This is a genomic window from Dactylosporangium sp. CA-139114, assembly GCF_050955725.1.
Classification (GTDB): Bacteria; Actinomycetota; Actinomycetes; order Mycobacteriales; family Micromonosporaceae; genus Dactylosporangium.
In genome coordinates, this window is sequence record NZ_CP192080.1 from 3,119,667 (window position 1) to 3,137,302 (window position 17,636).

The 17,636-nt window shown below is 75.0% G+C and carries 17 protein-coding genes; 11 read left to right on the forward strand and 6 right to left on the reverse strand.

Going from position 1 to position 17,636, the window contains the following annotated elements; translation table 11 throughout:
• Nucleotides 1-64 precede the first annotated feature (64 nt).
• The gene (locus ACQP2P_RS14210; protein ID WP_433616281.1) at nucleotides 65-1,318 is read left to right on the forward strand and encodes an ammonium transporter; all 1,254 of its coding nucleotides are present in this window, start codon (nucleotides 65-67) and stop codon (nucleotides 1,316-1,318) included.
• A 24-nt stretch (nucleotides 1,319-1,342) separates the two neighbouring features.
• Here the strand turns inward: ACQP2P_RS14210 and ACQP2P_RS14215 are convergent, their stop codons facing one another.
• Nucleotides 1,343-3,049 (reverse strand): dihydroxy-acid dehydratase, encoded by a 1,707-nt coding sequence (locus tag ACQP2P_RS14215; protein ID WP_433616282.1) that lies wholly within the window; start codon nucleotides 3,047-3,049, stop codon nucleotides 1,343-1,345.
• A gap of 22 nt (nucleotides 3,050-3,071) precedes the next feature.
• Between ACQP2P_RS14215 and ACQP2P_RS14220 the strand changes: the two genes are divergently transcribed.
• The 3 genes from ACQP2P_RS14220 (at nucleotide 3,072) to ACQP2P_RS14230 (ending at nucleotide 6,786) form a co-directional block, all read left to right on the forward strand.
• Complete coding sequence (locus tag ACQP2P_RS14220) at nucleotides 3,072-3,947, forward strand: SMP-30/gluconolactonase/LRE family protein (protein ID WP_433616283.1); 876 nt, start codon at nucleotides 3,072-3,074, stop codon at nucleotides 3,945-3,947.
• The gene (locus ACQP2P_RS14225) at nucleotides 3,935-4,939 is read left to right on the forward strand and encodes a zinc-dependent alcohol dehydrogenase (protein WP_433616285.1); all 1,005 of its coding nucleotides are present in this window, start codon (nucleotides 3,935-3,937) and stop codon (nucleotides 4,937-4,939) included. The genes ACQP2P_RS14220 and ACQP2P_RS14225 overlap by 13 nt, the downstream gene beginning before the upstream one ends.
• 125 nt (nucleotides 4,940-5,064) lie before the next feature.
• Nucleotides 5,065-6,786, forward strand: coding sequence for an Hsp70 family protein (locus ACQP2P_RS14230; protein ID WP_433616286.1), 1,722 nt, complete (start codon nucleotides 5,065-5,067; stop codon nucleotides 6,784-6,786).
• A 7-nt stretch (nucleotides 6,787-6,793) separates the two neighbouring features.
• Here the strand turns inward: ACQP2P_RS14230 and ACQP2P_RS14235 are convergent, their stop codons facing one another.
• Complete coding sequence (locus tag ACQP2P_RS14235; protein WP_433616288.1) at nucleotides 6,794-7,120, reverse strand: putative quinol monooxygenase; 327 nt, start codon at nucleotides 7,118-7,120, stop codon at nucleotides 6,794-6,796.
• A gap of 99 nt (nucleotides 7,121-7,219) precedes the next feature.
• Here ACQP2P_RS14235 and ACQP2P_RS14240 point away from each other — a divergent pair, with 99 nt between their 5' ends.
• Complete coding sequence (locus ACQP2P_RS14240) at nucleotides 7,220-7,897, forward strand: Crp/Fnr family transcriptional regulator (protein WP_433616289.1); 678 nt, start codon at nucleotides 7,220-7,222, stop codon at nucleotides 7,895-7,897.
• Nucleotides 7,898-7,990: 93 nt separating this feature from the next.
• Here ACQP2P_RS14240 and ACQP2P_RS14245 read toward each other — a convergent pair whose 3' ends face one another.
• Entirely contained in the window at nucleotides 7,991-8,695 is a 705-nt protein-coding gene (locus ACQP2P_RS14245) for a Crp/Fnr family transcriptional regulator (RefSeq protein ID WP_433616291.1), read from the reverse strand.
• 120 nt (nucleotides 8,696-8,815) lie between these two features.
• Here ACQP2P_RS14245 and ACQP2P_RS14250 point away from each other — a divergent pair, with 120 nt between their 5' ends.
• Nucleotides 8,816-9,454: a TetR/AcrR family transcriptional regulator gene (locus ACQP2P_RS14250; protein WP_433616293.1), complete on the forward strand. Its 639-nt coding sequence runs from the start codon at nucleotides 8,816-8,818 to the stop codon at nucleotides 9,452-9,454.
• A 10-nt stretch (nucleotides 9,455-9,464) separates the two neighbouring features.
• Here ACQP2P_RS14250 and ACQP2P_RS14255 read toward each other — a convergent pair whose 3' ends face one another.
• Entirely contained in the window at nucleotides 9,465-10,028 is a 564-nt protein-coding gene (locus ACQP2P_RS14255) for a 2-phosphosulfolactate phosphatase (protein WP_433619139.1), read from the reverse strand.
• A 253-nt stretch (nucleotides 10,029-10,281) separates the two neighbouring features.
• Between ACQP2P_RS14255 and ACQP2P_RS14260 the strand changes: the two genes are divergently transcribed.
• Nucleotides 10,282-11,778 (forward strand): NCS1 family nucleobase:cation symporter-1, encoded by a 1,497-nt coding sequence (locus ACQP2P_RS14260; protein ID WP_433616295.1) that lies wholly within the window; start codon nucleotides 10,282-10,284, stop codon nucleotides 11,776-11,778.
• A 2-nt stretch (nucleotides 11,779-11,780) separates the two neighbouring features.
• Nucleotides 11,781-12,578, forward strand: a complete 798-nt coding sequence (locus ACQP2P_RS14265; protein ID WP_433616297.1) for an aspartate/glutamate racemase family protein — start codon at nucleotides 11,781-11,783, stop codon at nucleotides 12,576-12,578.
• On the opposite strand, the gene ACQP2P_RS14270 is transcribed toward ACQP2P_RS14265, so the two are convergent.
• Nucleotides 12,527-13,240, reverse strand: coding sequence for a GntR family transcriptional regulator (locus tag ACQP2P_RS14270; protein ID WP_433616298.1), 714 nt, complete (start codon nucleotides 13,238-13,240; stop codon nucleotides 12,527-12,529). The genes ACQP2P_RS14265 and ACQP2P_RS14270 overlap by 52 nt on opposite strands.
• A gap of 148 nt (nucleotides 13,241-13,388) precedes the next feature.
• On the opposite strand from ACQP2P_RS14270, the gene ACQP2P_RS14275 reads away from it, so the two are divergent.
• Entirely contained in the window at nucleotides 13,389-13,745 is a 357-nt protein-coding gene (locus ACQP2P_RS14275) for a hypothetical protein (protein ID WP_433616300.1), read from the forward strand.
• Here the strand turns inward: ACQP2P_RS14275 and ACQP2P_RS14280 are convergent.
• Complete coding sequence (locus ACQP2P_RS14280; RefSeq protein ID WP_433616302.1) at nucleotides 13,738-14,469, reverse strand: AfsR/SARP family transcriptional regulator; 732 nt, start codon at nucleotides 14,467-14,469, stop codon at nucleotides 13,738-13,740. The genes ACQP2P_RS14275 and ACQP2P_RS14280 overlap by 8 nt on opposite strands.
• A 192-nt stretch (nucleotides 14,470-14,661) precedes the next feature.
• Between ACQP2P_RS14280 and ACQP2P_RS14285 the strand changes: the two genes are divergently transcribed.
• Together ACQP2P_RS14285 and ACQP2P_RS14290 are read left to right on the forward strand one after the other, a co-directional pair.
• Entirely contained in the window at nucleotides 14,662-14,826 is a 165-nt protein-coding gene (locus tag ACQP2P_RS14285) for a hypothetical protein (protein WP_433616304.1), read from the forward strand.
• Nucleotides 14,827-14,829: 3 nt separating this feature from the next.
• Nucleotides 14,830-17,616 (forward strand): BTAD domain-containing putative transcriptional regulator, encoded by a 2,787-nt coding sequence (locus ACQP2P_RS14290; protein ID WP_433616306.1) that lies wholly within the window; start codon nucleotides 14,830-14,832, stop codon nucleotides 17,614-17,616.
• Nucleotides 17,617-17,636: the final 20 nt, after the last annotated feature.

Consider the following 17,636-nt stretch of genomic DNA (forward strand, 5'->3'; position numbering starts at 1 on the left):
GCGAGTTCCCAGCGAAACGGTCGCCGGGCACGCTGACGCGGCCGTCGAAGATCGAGGGGGACACATGCCGGAGGGCTTCAGCGCGGGCGACACCGCCTGGCTGCTCGTCAGCGCCGCCCTGGTGCTGCTCATGGTGCCGGGCCTGGCGCTGTTCTACGGCGGCATGGTGCGGGTGAAGAGCGCGCTGAACATGCTCATGATGTCCTTCGCCTGCCTCGCCGTGGTCACCGTCGTGTGGGTGCTGGCCGGCTACTCCCTCGCGTTCGGCCCGGACGTCGGCGGGCTGATCGGCTCGCTGCGCCACGCCGGGATGGCGGGCGTCGGGATGCACGACCTCACGGGCACCGTGCCGGCCCCCGCCTTCGCCTCCTTCCAGCTCATGTTCGCCGTCATCACCGCGGCCCTGCTCTCCGGCGCCATCGCCGACCGGGCCCGGTTCGGCGCCTGGATCGGCTTCGTGGCGGTGTGGGTGCTCGTCGTCTACGTGCCCATCGCGCACTGGGTCTTCGGCGGCGGCTGGATCGCCACCCACCTGCACATCCTCGACCTGGCCGGGGGCACGGTGGTCGAGGTGAACTCGGGCGTCTCCGGGCTCGCGCTCGCCCTGGTGCTCGGCCCGCGGCTGGGCTTCCGGTCCGACCCGATGCGCCCGCACAGCCTGCCCCTCGTGGTGCTCGGCGCCGGGCTGCTGTGGTTCGGCTGGTTCGGCTTCAACGCCGGCTCCGCGCTCACCGCGGGCGGGGCGGCCTCCATGGCGTTTCTCAACACCCAGGTCGCCGGGGCGGCCGCGGTCTGCGGCTGGCTGCTCGTCGAGCGGTTCCGCGACGGGCACCCGACCACGCTCGGCGCGGCCTCGGGCGCGGTGGCCGGGCTCGTCGCGATCACCCCGTCGTGCGGGTCGGTGAACCCGTTCGGGGCGCTCGCGATCGGCGCGGTCGCCGGGGTCGCCTGTGCCTACGCGGTCGGGCTCAAGTACCGCCTCGGCTACGACGACTCGCTCGACGTGGCCGGCGTGCACGGCGTCGGCGGGCTCATCGGCACGCTGCTCATCGGGCTGCTCGCGACCGCGGCGGTCACCGGCGGCCCGCGCGGGCTGTTCTACGGCGGCGGGGTGGACCTGCTGGGGCGCCAGGCGCTCGCGGTGCTGGTCGTGGCCGTGTACGCGTTCGGCGTGACGTGGCTCGTGGCCAAGGGCGTCGACCGGCTGGTCGGTTTCCGGGTCGCGGCCGAGGACGAGCACGCGGGGCTGGACCTGGTGACGCACGCCGAGAGCGCGTACGAGATGCACACCACGGGGCTTACGGGCCACATGCGATAGCCGGCGCCGGGCCGCGCCGCGGGGTCAGTGGGACTCGCGGGCGACCCGGTCGCCGCTCGCGCCGACCAGGAAGTCCAGGTCCGCGCCGGTGTCGGCCTGCAGCACCGTGTCGACGTAGAGGCGCTCCCAGCCCCGCCGCGGCGCGGCCAGGGCGGCCAGGAACGCCGGTGAGGGCTCCCGCGCGTCGAGGTCGGCCTCGCAGTGCAGCGTGCGCGCCTCGACGTCCAGGACGATCATGTCGCCGGTGCGGACGCGGGCCAGGGGTCCGCCCGCGGCCGCCTCGGGGGCGACGTGCAGCACCACGGTGCCGTACGCCGTGCCGCTCATCCGCCCGTCGCAGACCCGCACCATGTCCCGCACGCCCAGGGCCAGCAGCTTGGCCGGGATCGGCGTGTTCGAGACCTCCGGCATGCCCGGGTAGCCCTTGGGGCCGCAGCCGCGCAGCACGATCACCGAGTCGGCGGTGATGTCCAGGCCGGGGTCGTCGAGGCGGGCGTGCAGGTCCTCGACCGAGTCGAACACGACCGCCGGGCCGCGGTGGCGCAGCAGATGCGGGGAGGCGGCGGCCGGCTTGATCACGGCGCCGGCGGGGGCGAGGTTGCCCCGCAGGACGGCGATGCCGGCGGCCGGGCGCAGGGGCTGCGCGCGCGGGCGGATCACCTCGCGGTCCCACACCGCCGCCTCGGCCAGCTCCGCGAGCAGGGGCCGGCCGGTCACCGTCAGCGCCGCCGGGTCGAGCAGGTCGGACACCTCGGCGAGCACGGCGTGCAGGCCCCCCGCCCGGTGCAGGTCCTCCATCAGGAAACGGCCCGCCGGTTGCAGGTCCGCCAGCAGCGGTACCGCCGCGCCGACCCGGTCGAAGTCGTCCAGGGTGAGCTCGACGCCCGCGCGACCGGCGATGGCGAGCAGGTGCACGACGGCGTTGGTGGACCCGCCCAGGGCGGCCAGGGCGACGATCGCGTTCTCGAAGGACGCCTTGGTCAGCACGGTGCTCGGCCGGCGCTCCCGGTCCACCAGGCCGACGGCGAGGACGCCGGTCGCGTGGGCGGCGGCGAGCAGGCGGCTGTCGGCGGCCGGGATGCCGGCGATGCCCGGCAGCGTCATGCCGAGGACCTCGGCGAGCAGCCCCATCGTCGAGGCCGTGCCCATCGTGTTGCAGTGGCCCCGGCTGCGGATCATCGACGACTCGGAGTCCAGGAACGCGCGCTCGGACAGCGTGCCGGCCCGCACCTCCTCCGAGAGCTTCCACACGTCGGTGCCGCAGCCCAGCGGCACCCCGCGGAACGTGCCCGTGAGCATCGGCCCGCCCGGCACCACCACCGCCGGCAGGTCGACCGAGCACGCGGCCATGAGCAGCGCCGGGATGGTCTTGTCGCAGCCGCCGAGCAGCACCACGCCGTCGATCGGGTTGGCCCGCAGCATCTCCTCGGTCGCCATCGCGGCCAGGTTGCGCCACAGCATCGCCGTCGGCCGGACCTGGGTCTCGCCGAGGGACATCACGGGCAGGTCGAGCGGGATGCCGCCGGCCTCGTGGACGCCGTTGGCCACGCTGCGGGCGACCTCGTCCAGGTGTGCGTTGCAGGGGGTCAGGTCGCTGGCGGTGTTGGCGATCGCGATGTGCGGGCGGCCGTCGAACGCGTCGCCGGGCAGGCCGCGGCGCATCCAGGCGCGGTGGATGTAGGCGTTGCGGTTGTCCCCGGAGTACCACTGCGCGCTGCGTAGTGCGGGCATGCTGCGAGGCTACTATCCGCAGATGGAGTTCAGCGCCATTCCGGCTTCGACGGATTCCTATGCGCTCGGCGAGGGGCCCGTGTGGGACGCGGCCCGCTCCCGGCTGCTGTGGGTCGACATCCTGGCCAACACCGTGCACGAGGGCTTCCTCGACGACGGCGTGCGGGCCGGGCGGTCCTGGACCTTCGAGGACACCGTCGGGGCGGTCGCCGTGGCCGGGGACGGCTCGCTGCTCGTCGCCGAGCGGCACACCCTGACCGCCGTCGCCCTGGACGGCACCCGCTCGACGGTCGCCCGGGTGCTGCCCGAGGGCCGCGACAGCCGGCTGAACGACGGCGCCGTGGACCCGGCGGGCCGGTTCCTCGTCGGCAGCCTGGCCCAGGACGACCGCCGCGGCGAGGAGGTCCTGGTGCGGCTCGATGACGCGGGCGTGACGGTGCTCGACGCCGACCTCGACCTGTCCAACGGGCTGGCCTGGAGCCCGTCGGGCGAGCTGTTCTACAGCGTCGACACGCTGCCCGGAGTCGTGCACGTGCGCGACTACGACGTGGCCACCGGCGCCGTGGGGCAGCGGCGCGACCTGCTCACGCTCGCCGACGGGCACCCCGACGGCATGTGCGTGGACGCGGACGGCAACCTGTGGATCGCGGTCTGGGGCGGCGCCCGGGTCGAGTGCCGCTCCCCGGCGGGCGCGCTGCTCGCCGTGGTGACGGTCCCCGCGCCGAACACGTCGAGCGTCGCCTTCGCGGGCGACGTCCTCGTGATCACCACCGCGGCGCGGGGCATGCCGCGGGAGCGCCGGGCGGCGTTCCCGGACGCGGGCCGCCTGTTCACCGCGTCCGTGGGCGCGCGGGGCCTGCCGACGCCGCTGTGGGTGCCGCCGGCGTGCGCGCGCTAGTCCTCACGGGGCCGCGCGCGGCCGAGGTCCGCACGGTCCCCGACCCGGTGCCCGGCCCCGGCCAGGTGCTCGTCGACGTGGAGCGGGCCGGGATCTGCGGCACCGACGTCGAGCTCTTCACCGGCGAGCTGAGCTATCTGCAGACCGGGATCACGACCTACCCGGTGCGCCCCGGCCACGAGTGGTGCGGCACCGTGACGGCGCTCGGCCCCGGCACCGACCCGGGCTGGCTGGGCGCCCGCGTCACGGGCGACACGATGATCGGCTGCGGCCGGTGCCCGCGCTGCCGCTCGGGCCGCCACCACGTGTGCGCGGACCGCGACGAGGTCGGCATCCGCGGCGCGGTCCCGGGCGCCCTGGCCGAGCGCCTGACCGTCCCGGCGCACACCCTGCACCGGCTGCCCGGGTCGCTGGACGCCACCCTCGGCGCCCTGGTCGAGCCGGGCGGCAACGCCCTGCGCAGCGTCGAAGCGGCGCGGCTGCGGCCCGGGGAGCGCCTGCTGGTCCTGGGCACGGGCACGATCGGCCTGCTGGCGGCGCTGTTCGCGCGGGCCCAGGGCGTCGAGGTCCACCTGCTGGGCCGCGAGCCGCACCAGATCGCCCTGGCCCGCTCCCTGGGCTTCGCCGCCGGCGAGAGCACGCACGGGACGTGGGACGCGGTCATCGACGCCACGAACGACCCCGCCGCCCCGGGCCTCGCCCTGGACCTCGTCGAGCCGGGCCGCCGGATCGTCTACATCGGACTGTCGGGCGTGCCGAGCACCGTGGACACGCGGGAGATCGCGCTCAAGGACGTGACGGTGGCCGGCATCCTGGGGGCCTCGGCCGGGCTGCCGGGCGCGATCGCCGCCTTCGCGGACGGCTCCGTGGACCCGCGCCCGCTCGTCGGCGCGACCATCGCCCTCGACGCGGTGGCCGGGGCCCTGGCCGGCCGCCGTCCCGCGACGGCCGGCCCGGGCCCGAAGCTGCTGGTCGACCCCGCGCCCCGATGACGTCGAGGAAGGCCGGGGCCGGGGCCGTGTGACCCTCCCCGCAAGGCGGTCGCAGCACGGATCGCGGCCGCTTGACCCGTCTGCTTCCATGAGCGGTACCACTCACGGACAGGCGGGGGAGCGCGGTGGAACTCGGGATCGATCTCGGCACGTCGAGCACGGTGGCGTTCCTGCGGCGGGACGACGGCGCGACGGAGCCGGTGCTCTTCGACGGGGCACCGCTGCTGCCGTCCGCCGTCTTCGCCGACGAGCACGGTGCGCTGCTCGTCGGGCGCGACGCGATCCACTCCGCCCGGGCCCGGCCCGAGCGCTTCGAGGGCAACCCGAAGCGCCGCGTCGACGAGGGGACGGTCTTCCTCGGCGCCGAGGTCCCGGTCGAGGCGCTGCTCGGCGCGCTGCTGCAGCGGGCCGCGGCCGAGGCCCGCCGGGTCGCCGGGGCGCCGCTCGCGGGGCTGACCGTCTGTCACCCGGCGTCGTGGGGCCCCAACCGCCGGGCGGTGCTGCAGCGGGCCGCGGCCACGACCGGGCTGTCGCCGGTGCGGCTGGTGCCCGAGCCGGTCGCCGCGGCCGCCTTCCATCTGCGGCGGCACGCGACCGGCCCGGCCGACCTGCTCGTCTACGACCTCGGCGCGGGGACGTTCGACGTGGCCGTGGTGCGGTACACCCCCGGCGCGCCCCTCGAGGTCCTCGCCGCCGGCGGCCTCGACGACACCGGCGGCCAGGACGTCGACGCCGCGATCGTGGAGCTGCTGCGCTCGCGGTGCGGGACGCCGCAGCTGTGGGCGCGGCTGGACAACCCGGTCTCCGTCGCCGACCGGGCCGCGCGGCGGCAGCTCTGGGACGACGTGCGCACCGCGAAGGAGATGCTGTCGCGGGTCGCGACGACGACGCTGTTCCTGCCCGTGCTGGAGACCGACCAGGTCCTCACCCGCGCGGAGGTCGAGGCGCTCGCGGCGCCGATCGTGCAGCGCACCCTGCACGCGGTCACCGCGACCCTGGCCGGCTGCCCGGCCGCGCTGCGCCCGCTGGCGGGCGTGGTGCTGGTCGGCGGCGCGAGCCGGATGCCGCTGGTGGCGACGATGCTGCACCGGGCGCTGCACGTCCCGCCGGCGATCATCGACCAGCCCGAGCTCGTGGTGGCGGCCGGGAGCATCGACCCGCTGCTCATCGGCGCCCCGACACCGGCGGCTCGGCCTGCCTGGTCGGCGGTCTCACCCCCGCCGCCACCCGTCTGGACGCCGCCGGCCCATGCGGCCCCCGCGCCGATGCCGATGCCGCCCGTCGTGCCGGGCGGCGTCATCACGATCGTGGAACTGATCTCGCTCAGCACGCCCTCGTTCACCGGCGTCACGCTGCGGGGCCAGCTCCACGCCGGCTACGGGGTCATGGAGCACGTCTTCCCGGCCGACGCCGACGGGCGGCTGCTGGTGTTCTCCGACGGCAACGCCCTGGCCCGCTACGCCGTCGCGCACGCGGCCGAGGACCCGCTGCTGGCCGTCCCCGGCTCGCGCGTGCGCAACGACGGCGCCGCCGAGCTGAGCTTCGACCTCGACCTGCTGCCCGAGCACCTCAGCGGCCCGCCGGAGGGCTGGCTGCCCGCCTACGTGTGCCGCTGCCGCGACCTGGCCGCGCAGCTGGGGATCTTCCTCGACCTGCCGGACGCCGACGACCTCGTCGGCGAGCACACCACCATCGACCAGGTCGACGACATCCTGCGCCGGCACCGCGACGAGCCGAACGCCCGGGCCGCCCGGCGCAAGCTCGCCCGCGTCGACCGGGCCCAGCTGCTCGAGGACTGGGCCGAGCTCATCGAGCGCATCGACCAGTCCATCGTGCAGCCGGGCTGAGCCGCGTTCAGCGTCGCACGGCGAGCTCGCCCAGCTCCGACCAGTCGTCCTGGTCGACCGTGGTGCTCACGATGCGCGGGGTCTCCAGGAGGTACTGCGGCAAGGTCCGCTGCGCCTCCTTGAAGTGCTCCGAGTTCACGTGCGCGCCGCCGGCCTCGCCGTCGCGGAACGCCTCGACCAGCACGTACTCGTTCGGGTCGTCGAGGCTGCGGGACCAGTCGAACCAGAGACAGCCCGGCTCGGCCCGGGTCGCCGCCGTGAACGCCCCGGCGATCCCGGGCCAATTCTCGGCGTGCTCCGGCAGAACCCGGAACTTCGCGGTGATGAAGATCATGAGTGCTCCTTTCCTGCCAAGGATTCTGCCGCGTCGAGGGAAGTCGCGGGTGGCGAAGCATGCCAGAATGGGCGCATTGCCGGTGGGGGAGGACGGTCGATGGACGAGGCGCTCGCCCGCAGCGGGATCATGCAGGGCATCGACGCGGACGCCGCGGAGGAGCTCGCGCGCGGCCTCGACCACGTCGACGTGCGCCGCGGCGACGTCCTGTTCAACGAGGGCGAGCCCGGCGACAGCCTGTACATCGTGCTCCAGGGCAAGATCAAGCTCGGCCGGCGGGCCCACGACGGGCGGCAGAACCTGCTCGCGATCATGGGCCCCGGCGACATGGTCGGCGAGCTGGCGCTGTTCGACCCCGGCCCGCGCACCGCGACCGCCACGGCCGTCGTCGACTCGCGCGCGTCCCGCCTGACCAAGGCCTCCCTGCGCTCCTGGCTGGTCCGCCGCCCGGAGATCGCCGAGCAGCTGCTGCGCGTGCTCGCCCGGCGCCTGCGCCGCACCAACGACGCGCTCGCCGACCTCATCTTCACCGACGTGCCGGGCCGGGTGGCGAAGAAGCTGCTGCAGCTGGCGGGCCCTTTCGGCGTCCGCGACGGCGGCGTCCTGCGCGTCACCCACGATCTCACCCAGGAGGAGCTGGCCCAGCTGGTCGGCGCCTCCCGCGAGACGGTGAACAAGGCGCTGGCCGACTTCAGCTCCCGCGGCTGGATCAGGCTCGAGGGCAAGAGCGTCGTCATCGTCGACCCGGAGCGCCTGGCCCGCCGCGCCCGCGTCTGAACGCCCGCCCGCCCGGTTCGCGCCGGACGCGCGCTGACCCGGGGACCGGCGCTGCCGGCGTAGGCGGCCGTCGCCGGCCGGGATGAGCCGGGGTCAGCGGCGGCGCTTGTGCTGGGCCCGCAGGGCCAGCGGGGCATCGTCCAGGATCACGATGCACTTGTTCTCCAGGCGGACCCAGCCGCGCGAGGCGTACTGCGCCAGCACCTTGTTCACCGACTCCCGCGACGCGCCGACGAACTGCGCCAGCTCCGTCTGGGTGAGATCGTGCACGACCCGCGTCGCGCCGTCCTCCGCGACCCCGAACTGGTGCGCGAGCTGGATCAGCTGGCCCGCCACGCGGCCCGGCACGTCGCTGAAGAGGCGGTCGTGGACGGTCGCGCGGTTGCCGCGGATGCGCCGCGCGACCACGCGCAGGAGCTGCTCGGCGACCTCGGGGTGCTGACCCATCCAGCGGTACAGCGCCGTCTTCGACAGCCGCGCCAGCCGGGCGTCCGCCACCACGGTCGCGGTCGTCGTGCGCGGGCCGCCGTCCAGCAGCTCGACCTCGCCGAAGGGCTGGCCCGGGCCGACCAGGGCCAGCAGGCCCTCGCGGCCGTCGCAGGAGCGGCGGGAGAGCTTGACCTTGCCCGACAGCAGCACGTAGAGGCTGTCGCCGTTCTCGGACTCGCGGAACAGCACCGTGCGCCGGCCCGCCGTCACCGTCTCGAACTCGGCGGCCAGCGCCTCGGCGGCCGCGGGGTCGAGGGACTCGAACAAGGCGGTGGCAAGCGGACTTGGCGCGGTCAGCGTGATGCTCATGTCGTCTCCCCGGGTGGCGGTACCGAGTACCGTTCTGACGGTACGGCATGCCACATGCCTGGGCAACAGGCTGATCTGGAGATACGCGAGGATGGCATGGTGACCGCAACTGCAGCTCCCGTGAAGCAGCGGCTCGTGGACGCGGCTCTCGACCTGTTCGACGAGCGCGGCTACGAGCAGACGACCGCGGACGACATCGCCGACCGGGCGGGCGTCGGGCGCACGACGCTGTTCCGGCACTACCGGTCCAAGGAGGACGTGATCTTCCCGGACCACGACCGGCTCATCGCCGCGGTGCGGGAGCGGCTGGCCACGTCCAGCGCCGACACGGCGATCCTGGCGGTGACCGAGGCGGTGCGGCTGGTCCTGCTCAGCTACGTCGAGGAGGGTGACCGGGCGCGGCGGCGCTACGCGATCACGAGCCGCGTGGCCGCCCTGCGCGACCGGGAGATCGCGAGCGTGGCGCGGTACCAGCGACTCTTCCGCGAGTTCATCGCGGGCTGGATGGGTCCGGCCCCGGCCGACGCGCTGCGGGCCGAGCTCATGGCGGCGGCCGTCGTCTCCGCCCACAACCACGTGCTGCGCCGCTGGCTGCGCCGCGAGGCGGCCGACCCCGCGGCCGAGCTCGAGGCGGCGATGGCCCGGGTGGTCCAGCTCTTCGCCGGCGACTCCGGCGACGGGTCGATGGTGATCGTCCTGCGCGACACGAGGGACCCCGAGCAGGTCGTGACCGCCGTGCGTCAGGCCCTGAAGCGATAGGTCCGCCGGCTCAGCACGGCTCCTTGGCCAGGACGACGTGGTCCTCGCGGACCTCGCCGAGCATGGCGAAGGCGGACCGGTCGACGTCGCAGCAGAAGTGAAGGTCCCGGGAGAGGTCCACACGTTCGGACGCGGGCAGCCGCGCGTAGGCCCCGGTATGCTCGGCGGCGCCGTCCATGATGCCCGCGACCAGGTCCGCCCGTCCCGGCGCCGACCCGTCGAGCAGGCCGGCCAGGTGCCTCGCACAGGCCCGGTCCTCGGCGGTCTGCCCGGTGCAGAGGAGCGTCCACGCAGTGCCGGCGTGGTGGCGCGCGATCCATCTGGCGGTGGCACCGACGTTCAACGCCGATACCGCGAGCAGTGCCGCCGGGGCCGGGCACCGGGCGAGGCCGAGCGTGCCGTTGGACGTCGCCTGGATCAGCCGCCGGCCGTCGAGCCGGGCCGCCGACATCTCGAACGGCGAGTTCCCGAAGTCGAAGTCCGCGGGTTTGAGCCCGTCGATCTCCCCGGCCAGCAGGCGGTCCGGGTGCCGCCGTTTGAGGTCTCGGCCGGCCGCTGCCGACGGGGCGCGCAGGCGATGTCCGTCGCGCCGCGTTCAAAGGCGATCGCGGCCGTCGTGAAGGCGCGAATGACATCGATGACGACGGTGACCCTGCCGGCCGGGATCTCGGCGTCCATACCTACGATCGACATGGTTCCCGATCGTTCGCCGTGCGAGCCCGGCCCGCAAGGTGACGCAGGCGGCCCGCCGCGGGCCCGGTGCTGAAGCGACAACAATATATATCTGCGAACACGTCGCGGAAACAGGCCGTTCCTAGCGTGAGTGCATGGCCGACACGCTGGAAACCCCGCAGCATCAGGATCTCGTCGAGGCCGCGGGCATGCCCGTCGGCAGCGGCGACATCAAGCCCGGGTACGACCCGCGGCTCACCAACGAGGACCTCGCGCCCCTGCGCCGGCAGACGTGGGGCGCCTACAACATCTTCGCGTTCTGGATGTCCGACGTGCACAGCGTCGGCGGCTACGTCACCGCGGGCTCCCTGTTCGCCCTGGGGCTGTCGAGCTGGCAGGTGCTGGTGGCCCTCGTGGTCGGCATCGGCATCGTGTACTTCTTCTGCAACCTCGTCGCCAGGCCGAGCCAGGCCACCGGGGTGCCGTACCCCGTGATCAACCGCGTGGCGTTCGGCGTGCTCGGCGCCAACGTGCCCGCGATCATCCGCGGCTCGATCGCCGTGGCGTGGTACGGCATCCAGACCTACCTGGCCTCCGCCGCGCTCGACGTGGTCGTGCTCAAGCTCTGGCCGGGCCTGGCCCCGTACGCCGACGTCGACGCGTGGGGCCTGCTCGGCCTGCCGCTGCTCGGCTGGTGCTCCTACGCGCTGCTGTGGGTGCTGCAGGCCGCGGTGTTCTGGACCGGCATGGAGACGATCCGCCGGTTCATCGACTTCTGCGGCCCGGCCGTGTACGTGGTCATGGCGGTGCTCGCGGGCTACCTCGTCTACAAGGCCGGCTGGGGCGCCATCGACCTGAGCCTCGGCGAGGTGCGGTACCACGGCCTCGACGCGGTGCCCGTGATGCTCGGCGCGATCGCGCTCGTGGTGTCGTACTTCTCCGGCCCCATGCTGAACTTCGGCGACTTCTCGCGCTACGGCAAGTCGTTCGGCTCGGTCCGCACCGGCAACCTGCTCGGGCTGCCGGTCAACTTCCTCGCCTTCTCGATCCTCGTCGTGATCACCTCGTCGCTGACGATCCCGATCTTCGGCGAGCTCATCACCGACCCCGTGCAGACGGTCGCGCGCATCGACTCGACGTTCGCGATCGTCCTCGGGGCGCTCACGTTCACGATCGCCACCATCGGCATCAACATCGTCGCGAACTTCATCTCGCCCGCGTTCGACTTCTCCAACGTCAGCCCGCAGCGCATCAGCTGGCGCGCCGGCGGGATGATCGCCGCGGTCGGCTCGGTGCTCATCACGCCCTGGAACCTCTACAACAACCCGGACGTGATCCACTACACGCTGGAGATCCTGGGCGCGGCGATCGGGCCGCTGTTCGGGGTCCTCATCGCCGACTACTACCTCGTGCGCCGGCAGCAGGTGGACGTCGACGCGATGTTCACCATGAGCCCGGACGGCAAGTACTGGTACCGCAAGGGCTACAACCCGCCCGCGCTCATCGCCACCGCGGCCGGGGCCGTGGTCGCGGTCGTGCCCGTGCTGTGGTCGGGCGGGCCGGGGATGCACACGACGGCGCAGTACAGCTGGTTCATCGGCATGGCGCTGGGCCTGCTGGTCTACCTCGGACTCGCGAGGAAGGCCGCGTAGCGATGCGCATCCGCGTGGTCAACCCGAACACCACCGCGGCGATGACCGAACTGATCGGGGCGAGCGCCCGGGCCGTTGCAGGCCCGGGCGTGCTCGTCGACGCCGTCACCTCCGCGACGGGCCCGGCCTCCATCGAGAGCCACTACGACGAGGCGCTGAGCGTGCCCGGCCTGCTCGCCGCGATCGCCGACGGCGAGGCGTGCGACGTGGACGGCTACGTCGTGGCCTGCTTCGGCGACCCGGGCCTGGACGCCGCCCGGGAGCTGGCCCGCGGCCCGGTCGTCGGGATCGCCGAGGCCGCCATGCACGCCGCGGCCCTGCTCGGCCGCGGCTTCAGCATCGTCACCACGCTGGATCGCACCCGGGGCCGGGCGTGGGAGCTGGCGCACCGGTACACCGCCCCCGGCGCCTGCCGCGGGGTGCACGCGTGCGACATCCCGGTGCTGGAGCTCGACGCCGACCCGCACCTGGCCGACCGGGTCGCCGCCCTGGCCGGCCTGGCGCTGGAGGAGGACGGCTCCGACGTGATCGTGCTCGGCTGCGCGGGGATGTCCGGGCTGTGCGAGGCCGTCTCGGCGCGGCTGGGCGTGCCGGTCGTGGACGGCGTCGGCGCCGCCACGCTGCTCGTGCAGTCCCTGGTGACCCTGGGCCTGCGCACCTCGGTGCGCAACGAGTACGCCCCGCCGCTGCCCAAGCCCTACACCGGCGCGCTGGCCGGCTTCGGCATGACCATGCAGCAGGGTTCCGCTCAGAGCGGGTCGGCGAAGAGCCCGGTGTCGCGGGGCAGCCGCGCGATGTAGGACTGCAGCCGCTCGTGGTGCCCGGCGCAGGCCGCGATGAGCGCGTCGGCGTCGCGGGCGGTGAAGGCGGCCAGCATCGCGGCGTGGTCGCGGTGCAGCAGCTCGCGGTCGGCCGGGCCGAGGTGCGTCATGGGCTGCAGCGGCTCGGTCATGTTCCAGGCCGTGCCCAGCATGTGCAGCAGCCGCCGCATCCGGCACGGGCGGATCAGGGCGAGGTGGAAGCCGCGGCTCTCGCGGTGGTACGCCCGCCCGTCCCCGGCCCGCACGGCCGCCTCGAGGATCGTGTGCGCCGCGGCCGCCCGCTCGTCGTCCTCCCCGCGCGCGAAGGCCACCGCCACGCGCAGCGCCGCGGTCTCGAGGGCCTCGCGAACCAGATAGATCTCGGCGAACTCCTCGGCGGTGAGTTTCGCGACCCGGTACCCGAGATTCGGCCGATGGTCGACCAGCCCCTCGCCGATGAGGGTCATCAGGGCCTCCCGCACCGGGATCCGCGACACCCCGAACGCGGCCGCCACCGCGTCGACCGGGATCGCCGAGCCGGGCGGGACGTCACCGTCGAGGATGCAGCTGCGCAGGTCGTCCAGGACCGCGCCGGGGGCGTGTCCGGCGCTGCGCCCGGCGAGCCGCGCGACCAGGACCGAGCGCCTGCGGGGACCGGGCATGGCGCACCTCCGCGGCGAGCGTACGGCGCCCCCGTTATCGGCGTATTTCGGCGGCGTTGACGGCGGCGCACACCTCGATCAGGCTGCCCGCCATGACACCACCGTCCCGCGGCGTTCGTGCCGGTACGCGGCGGGGTATGCGCACGTCATGGCCTCATACACGGTGAACCCGGCCGCCGTCGAGCGGGCCCGGGCGCTGATCGACGCCCGGCAGTACGTCCTGGACAGCGACTGGGGCGAGGTCCAGCCGCACGCCGATGAGGCCAACGCCTACCTGCGGCGGCACTCCTGGGCCGACTACGCCGCCTGGCACCTGGGGCTCACCGAGGGCGCGTCCGACGAGACGAAGGGGCGCTACGCGTTCGTCTACGGCGACTTCCGCCGCGTGCACCGCACCGGCCTCATCGCGTGCGTGTACCGGGCCTCGCAGTGGCGGCACAAGGACGTCGAGCTCGCCGCCCACGACCTGCTGCAGCGCCTCGACGCGCAGGCGGGCATCAGCTGATCCGCCGGTGCGGCGCGCGCAAGCGGGGACCCGGCTCGCCCTGCGCGTGCCCCTGCCGATACACGCGCAGCGCGTCGGCCGGGCGGCCCAGACGGAGCAGGACCTGCTCGAGCAGCGCCCGCGCGCCCTCGCGTCCCGGGTGTTCGGCGACGAACGCGGTCAGCTCCGGCACCATCCAGGACGGGTCGCCGAGGTGGCTCGCGGACTCGAAGCGCCGCTCGGCCGCCAGCAGCCGCAGCCGCTCCAGCCGGGCCGCCGCCGCGCGGAACAGCGGCGAGTCCAGGCCGGCCAGCGCCGGGCCGCGCCAGCGCGCGAGCGCGTCACCGAGCAGCCGCGTCGCGCGCTCGTGGTCGCCGCCGGCCGCGGCCAGCCGCGCCTGCCCGGCCAGCCGCTCGAACTGGTGCAGGTCCAGCGCGCCGCGCTCCACCCGCACCAGGTAGCCGGGCGGGCGGGTGACGATGCACGCGGCGGCCGGGCGCCCGATCGAGCGGCGCAGCGTCGACACGTACGTCTGCACGAGGTCCGGGGCCGTGTCCGGCGGCTCGTCGCCCCAGATCGCGTCGACCAGCCGGGCCGTCGGCACCACGGCGTTGGCCCGCAGCAGCGCCGCGCCGAGCAGGGCCTGCTGCCGCGCCGAGGTCACCGCGACCCGCCGCCCGCCCGCCCGGACCTCGAGCGGGCCGAGGATGCCGAAGGTCAGCACCGGTGCACCGGGTTCGTTCACGCCGTACCCCCCATCGAGGCCGCTCACTGCCGTGGATCGCCTGCGGAGCGTGACGGAGCGGGGTTGCACATTCGTTAAAGCGCCGTTGGTCCTTCGCCCGGCGTCGATGTGCCCCGCCCCCAAACGGTCGTTGCGCGCCGTATGATCCGAGGCGGCCGGACCCACGCCGGCCGTGACCCGTTGGGGGGCTACATGCGAAGGCTGGTGCTGGCATTAGTGACCGCCGGGGTCGTCGTGCTCGGCGGAGCCACGGCGGCGCACGCGATCAACAAGCAGGGCTGCTACACCAACGCCGGTGAATGGCAGGACAACTGCCCGGTGGCGCCGCCGGCACCCACTGCGACCCCGACGCCCTGACCGGTGCGGATCGGCCTGCTCGGGCCGCTGGAGGTCATCGACGACGACGGCACCCCCGTCGAGCTGCCCGGCGGTAAGCCGCGGACCCTGCTGGCGGTGCTCGCCTGCCACGCGGGGCGCCCGGTCCCGGCCGAGGTCCTCGTCGAGTCCCTCTGGGGGACCACGCCGCCCGCGCGGGCGGATGCCAACGTCAGGGTGTACGTGCACCACCTGCGCAAGGCGCTGGGCGGCGACCGCATCGGCCGCCGCCCGGAGGGCTACGTGCTGCGGCTGGAACCGGACGAGCTCGACGCCGCCCGGTTCCGGTCCCTGCTCGCCGTCGCCCGCACCGCCACGGCCGAGCCCGACCGCGCCCGGCAGGCCCTCGAGGCCGCCCTGGCCCTGTGGCGCGGCCCCGCGCTGACCGGGCTCGAGTCGGTGCCGGCCCTGGCCGCCGACGCCGCCGGGCTGGAGGAGCTGCGGCTGCAGGCGCTCGAGCAGCGCTTCGAGCTCGAGCTCGCCCGCGGCCGCCACGAGGACGTCATCGCCGAGCTGCGGACGCTGACCGGGCAGCACCCCCTGCGCGAGACGTTCCGGGGCCAGCTCATGCGGGCCCTGGTCGGGGTCGGCCGCGGGGCCGAGGCTGCCGAGGTCTTCGAGTCCGTGCGCCAGGTCCTCGCCGACGAGCTCGGCCTCGACCCCGGCCCGCAGCTGCGCGACCTGCACCTCGCGGTGCTGCGCAACGACCCGCCCGCGACCGTCCCCGGCCCGCCGGCGCCCGGCGCGGTCGTGCCCCGGCAGCTGCCCGCCCGGGTCGCCGGGTTCACGGGCCGCGCCGAGTGGCTGGCCCGGCTCGACGAGCTGCTGCCGACCGGCGACCCGGACCGCGACGTGCCCGTCGCCACCATCAGCGGCCCGGGCGGCATCGGCAAGACCACGCTCGCCGTGCACTGGGCGCACACGGTCGCCGAGCGATTTCCGGACGGGCAGCTGTACGTCAACCTGCACGGCTTCGATCCGATCCGCGCCCCCGTCGAGCCCGCCGCGGCGCTGAGCCTGCTGCTGACCGCGCTCGGCGTCCGGCCCCGCGACGTCCCGTCCGACCCGGCCGGGCGGGAGAGCCTGTACCGCAGCCTGGTCGCGGCCCGCCGCGTGCTCGTCGTGCTGGACAACGCCTGCGACGCCGCCCAGGTCCGGCCGCTGCTGCCCGGCGGCGCGGGGTGCCTGGCCGTCGTGACCAGCCGCGACCCCCTCGCCGGCCTGGCCGCCGCCGGAGCCCGGCCGCTCATGCTCGGCCCGTTCGACACGATCGAGGCGGCCGACCTGCTGGAGCGCCGCCTCGGACGCCGGCGCGTGGCCGCGGACCCGGCCGCCGTCGCCGACGTCATCGCCCGCTGCGGCGGCCTGCCGCTCGCCCTGAGCGTCGTGGCCGCCCGCGCCGCCGTGACCTCGACGCCGTCCCTGGCCGCGGTCGCCGGTGAGCTCCGCCGGGCCCGCCGCACCCTGGACGGCTTCGCGGGCGTCGACGCCGCGACCGACCCGAGGACCGTGTTCTCCTGGTCGTACCGCGTGCTGGACGACGAGACCGCCCGCCTGTTCCGCCTGCTGTCGGTCCACCCCGGCCCGGAGGTCACGGTGAACGCCGCGGCGAGCCTGGCCGGCGTCGAGCCCGGCGAGGCCGGCCGGGCCCTGCGCCGCCTGTGCGCCGCGAGCCTGCTCACCGAGGCCGGCCCGGGCCGCTACGGCGCCCACGACCTGATCCGCGACTACGCCGTCGAGCTGGCCGAGGCGACGGATGCCCCGGCCGGCCGGGACGCGGCCCTGGCCCGGCTGCTCGACCACCTCGTGCACACCGCGTATCCGGCGACCCTCCTGCTGGACGCGAACCAGACCCCGACCCCGATCGACCCGCCGGCCCCCGCGGTCACGCCCGACCCCGTCGAGGTCCGGGCGCAGGCCCTGGCCTGGTTCGACGCCGAGCGCGCGGTGCTGCTCGCGGCCGTCGAGCGGGCCGGGGCCGGCCATCCGTCGCACGCGTGGCAGCTCGCCTGCAGCTGTGTGGTGTACCTGGAGCGCACCGGCCGCTGGCCGGAGAAGCTGGCCGTGCTCGCGACCGGCCTCGACGCCGTGCGGCGCACCGGCGACCGCGCCGTCGAGGCGCGCATCCTGCGCAGCCAGGGCCGCACGCTGGGCCGCCTGCACCGGCACGACGAGGCGACGGCCCACCTGCGCGACGCGGTGGAGCTCTACCGGGACCTGGGCGACGCCAACGGCCTGGCCCACGCGACCGGGACGCTCGGCGAGCTGCTGGAGGGCGCCGGCCGCTACGAGGAGGCGATGACCCACACCTCGCGCGCCTGCGAGCTGTACCGCGCCGCGGGCAACGTGGTCGGCGAGGCCAGATCCCTGGGCGGCGTGGCGTCCCTGCAGACCATGACCGGCCGCTACACCGAGGCGATCACCACGTGCGGCCGCGCCCTGGAGCTCTTCACGGAGGCGGGCGAGCCGGGCGAGCTGGCCGGCGTCTACGACACCCTGGGCGTGGCCCACCACCACCTGGGGGCGCACGCCCGCGCGATCGAGTGCTTCGGCCACGCCCTGGACCGCCTGGCCGACACGGGGGAGCGCTTCTACGTGGCGCTGGTGCTGACCCACCGCGCGGACACGCGCCGCGCGGCGGGGGACCGGGACGGCGCGCGCCGGGACTACCGGGAGGCGCTGCGCATCTTCACGGGCCTGGGCGCGCGCGAGGCCGAGGCGGTGCGCAACCAGCTGGCGGCCCTGGCCGAGGTCACGCCGCGCCTGCCGTGAGCGGTGCCGGTCGGCCGCGG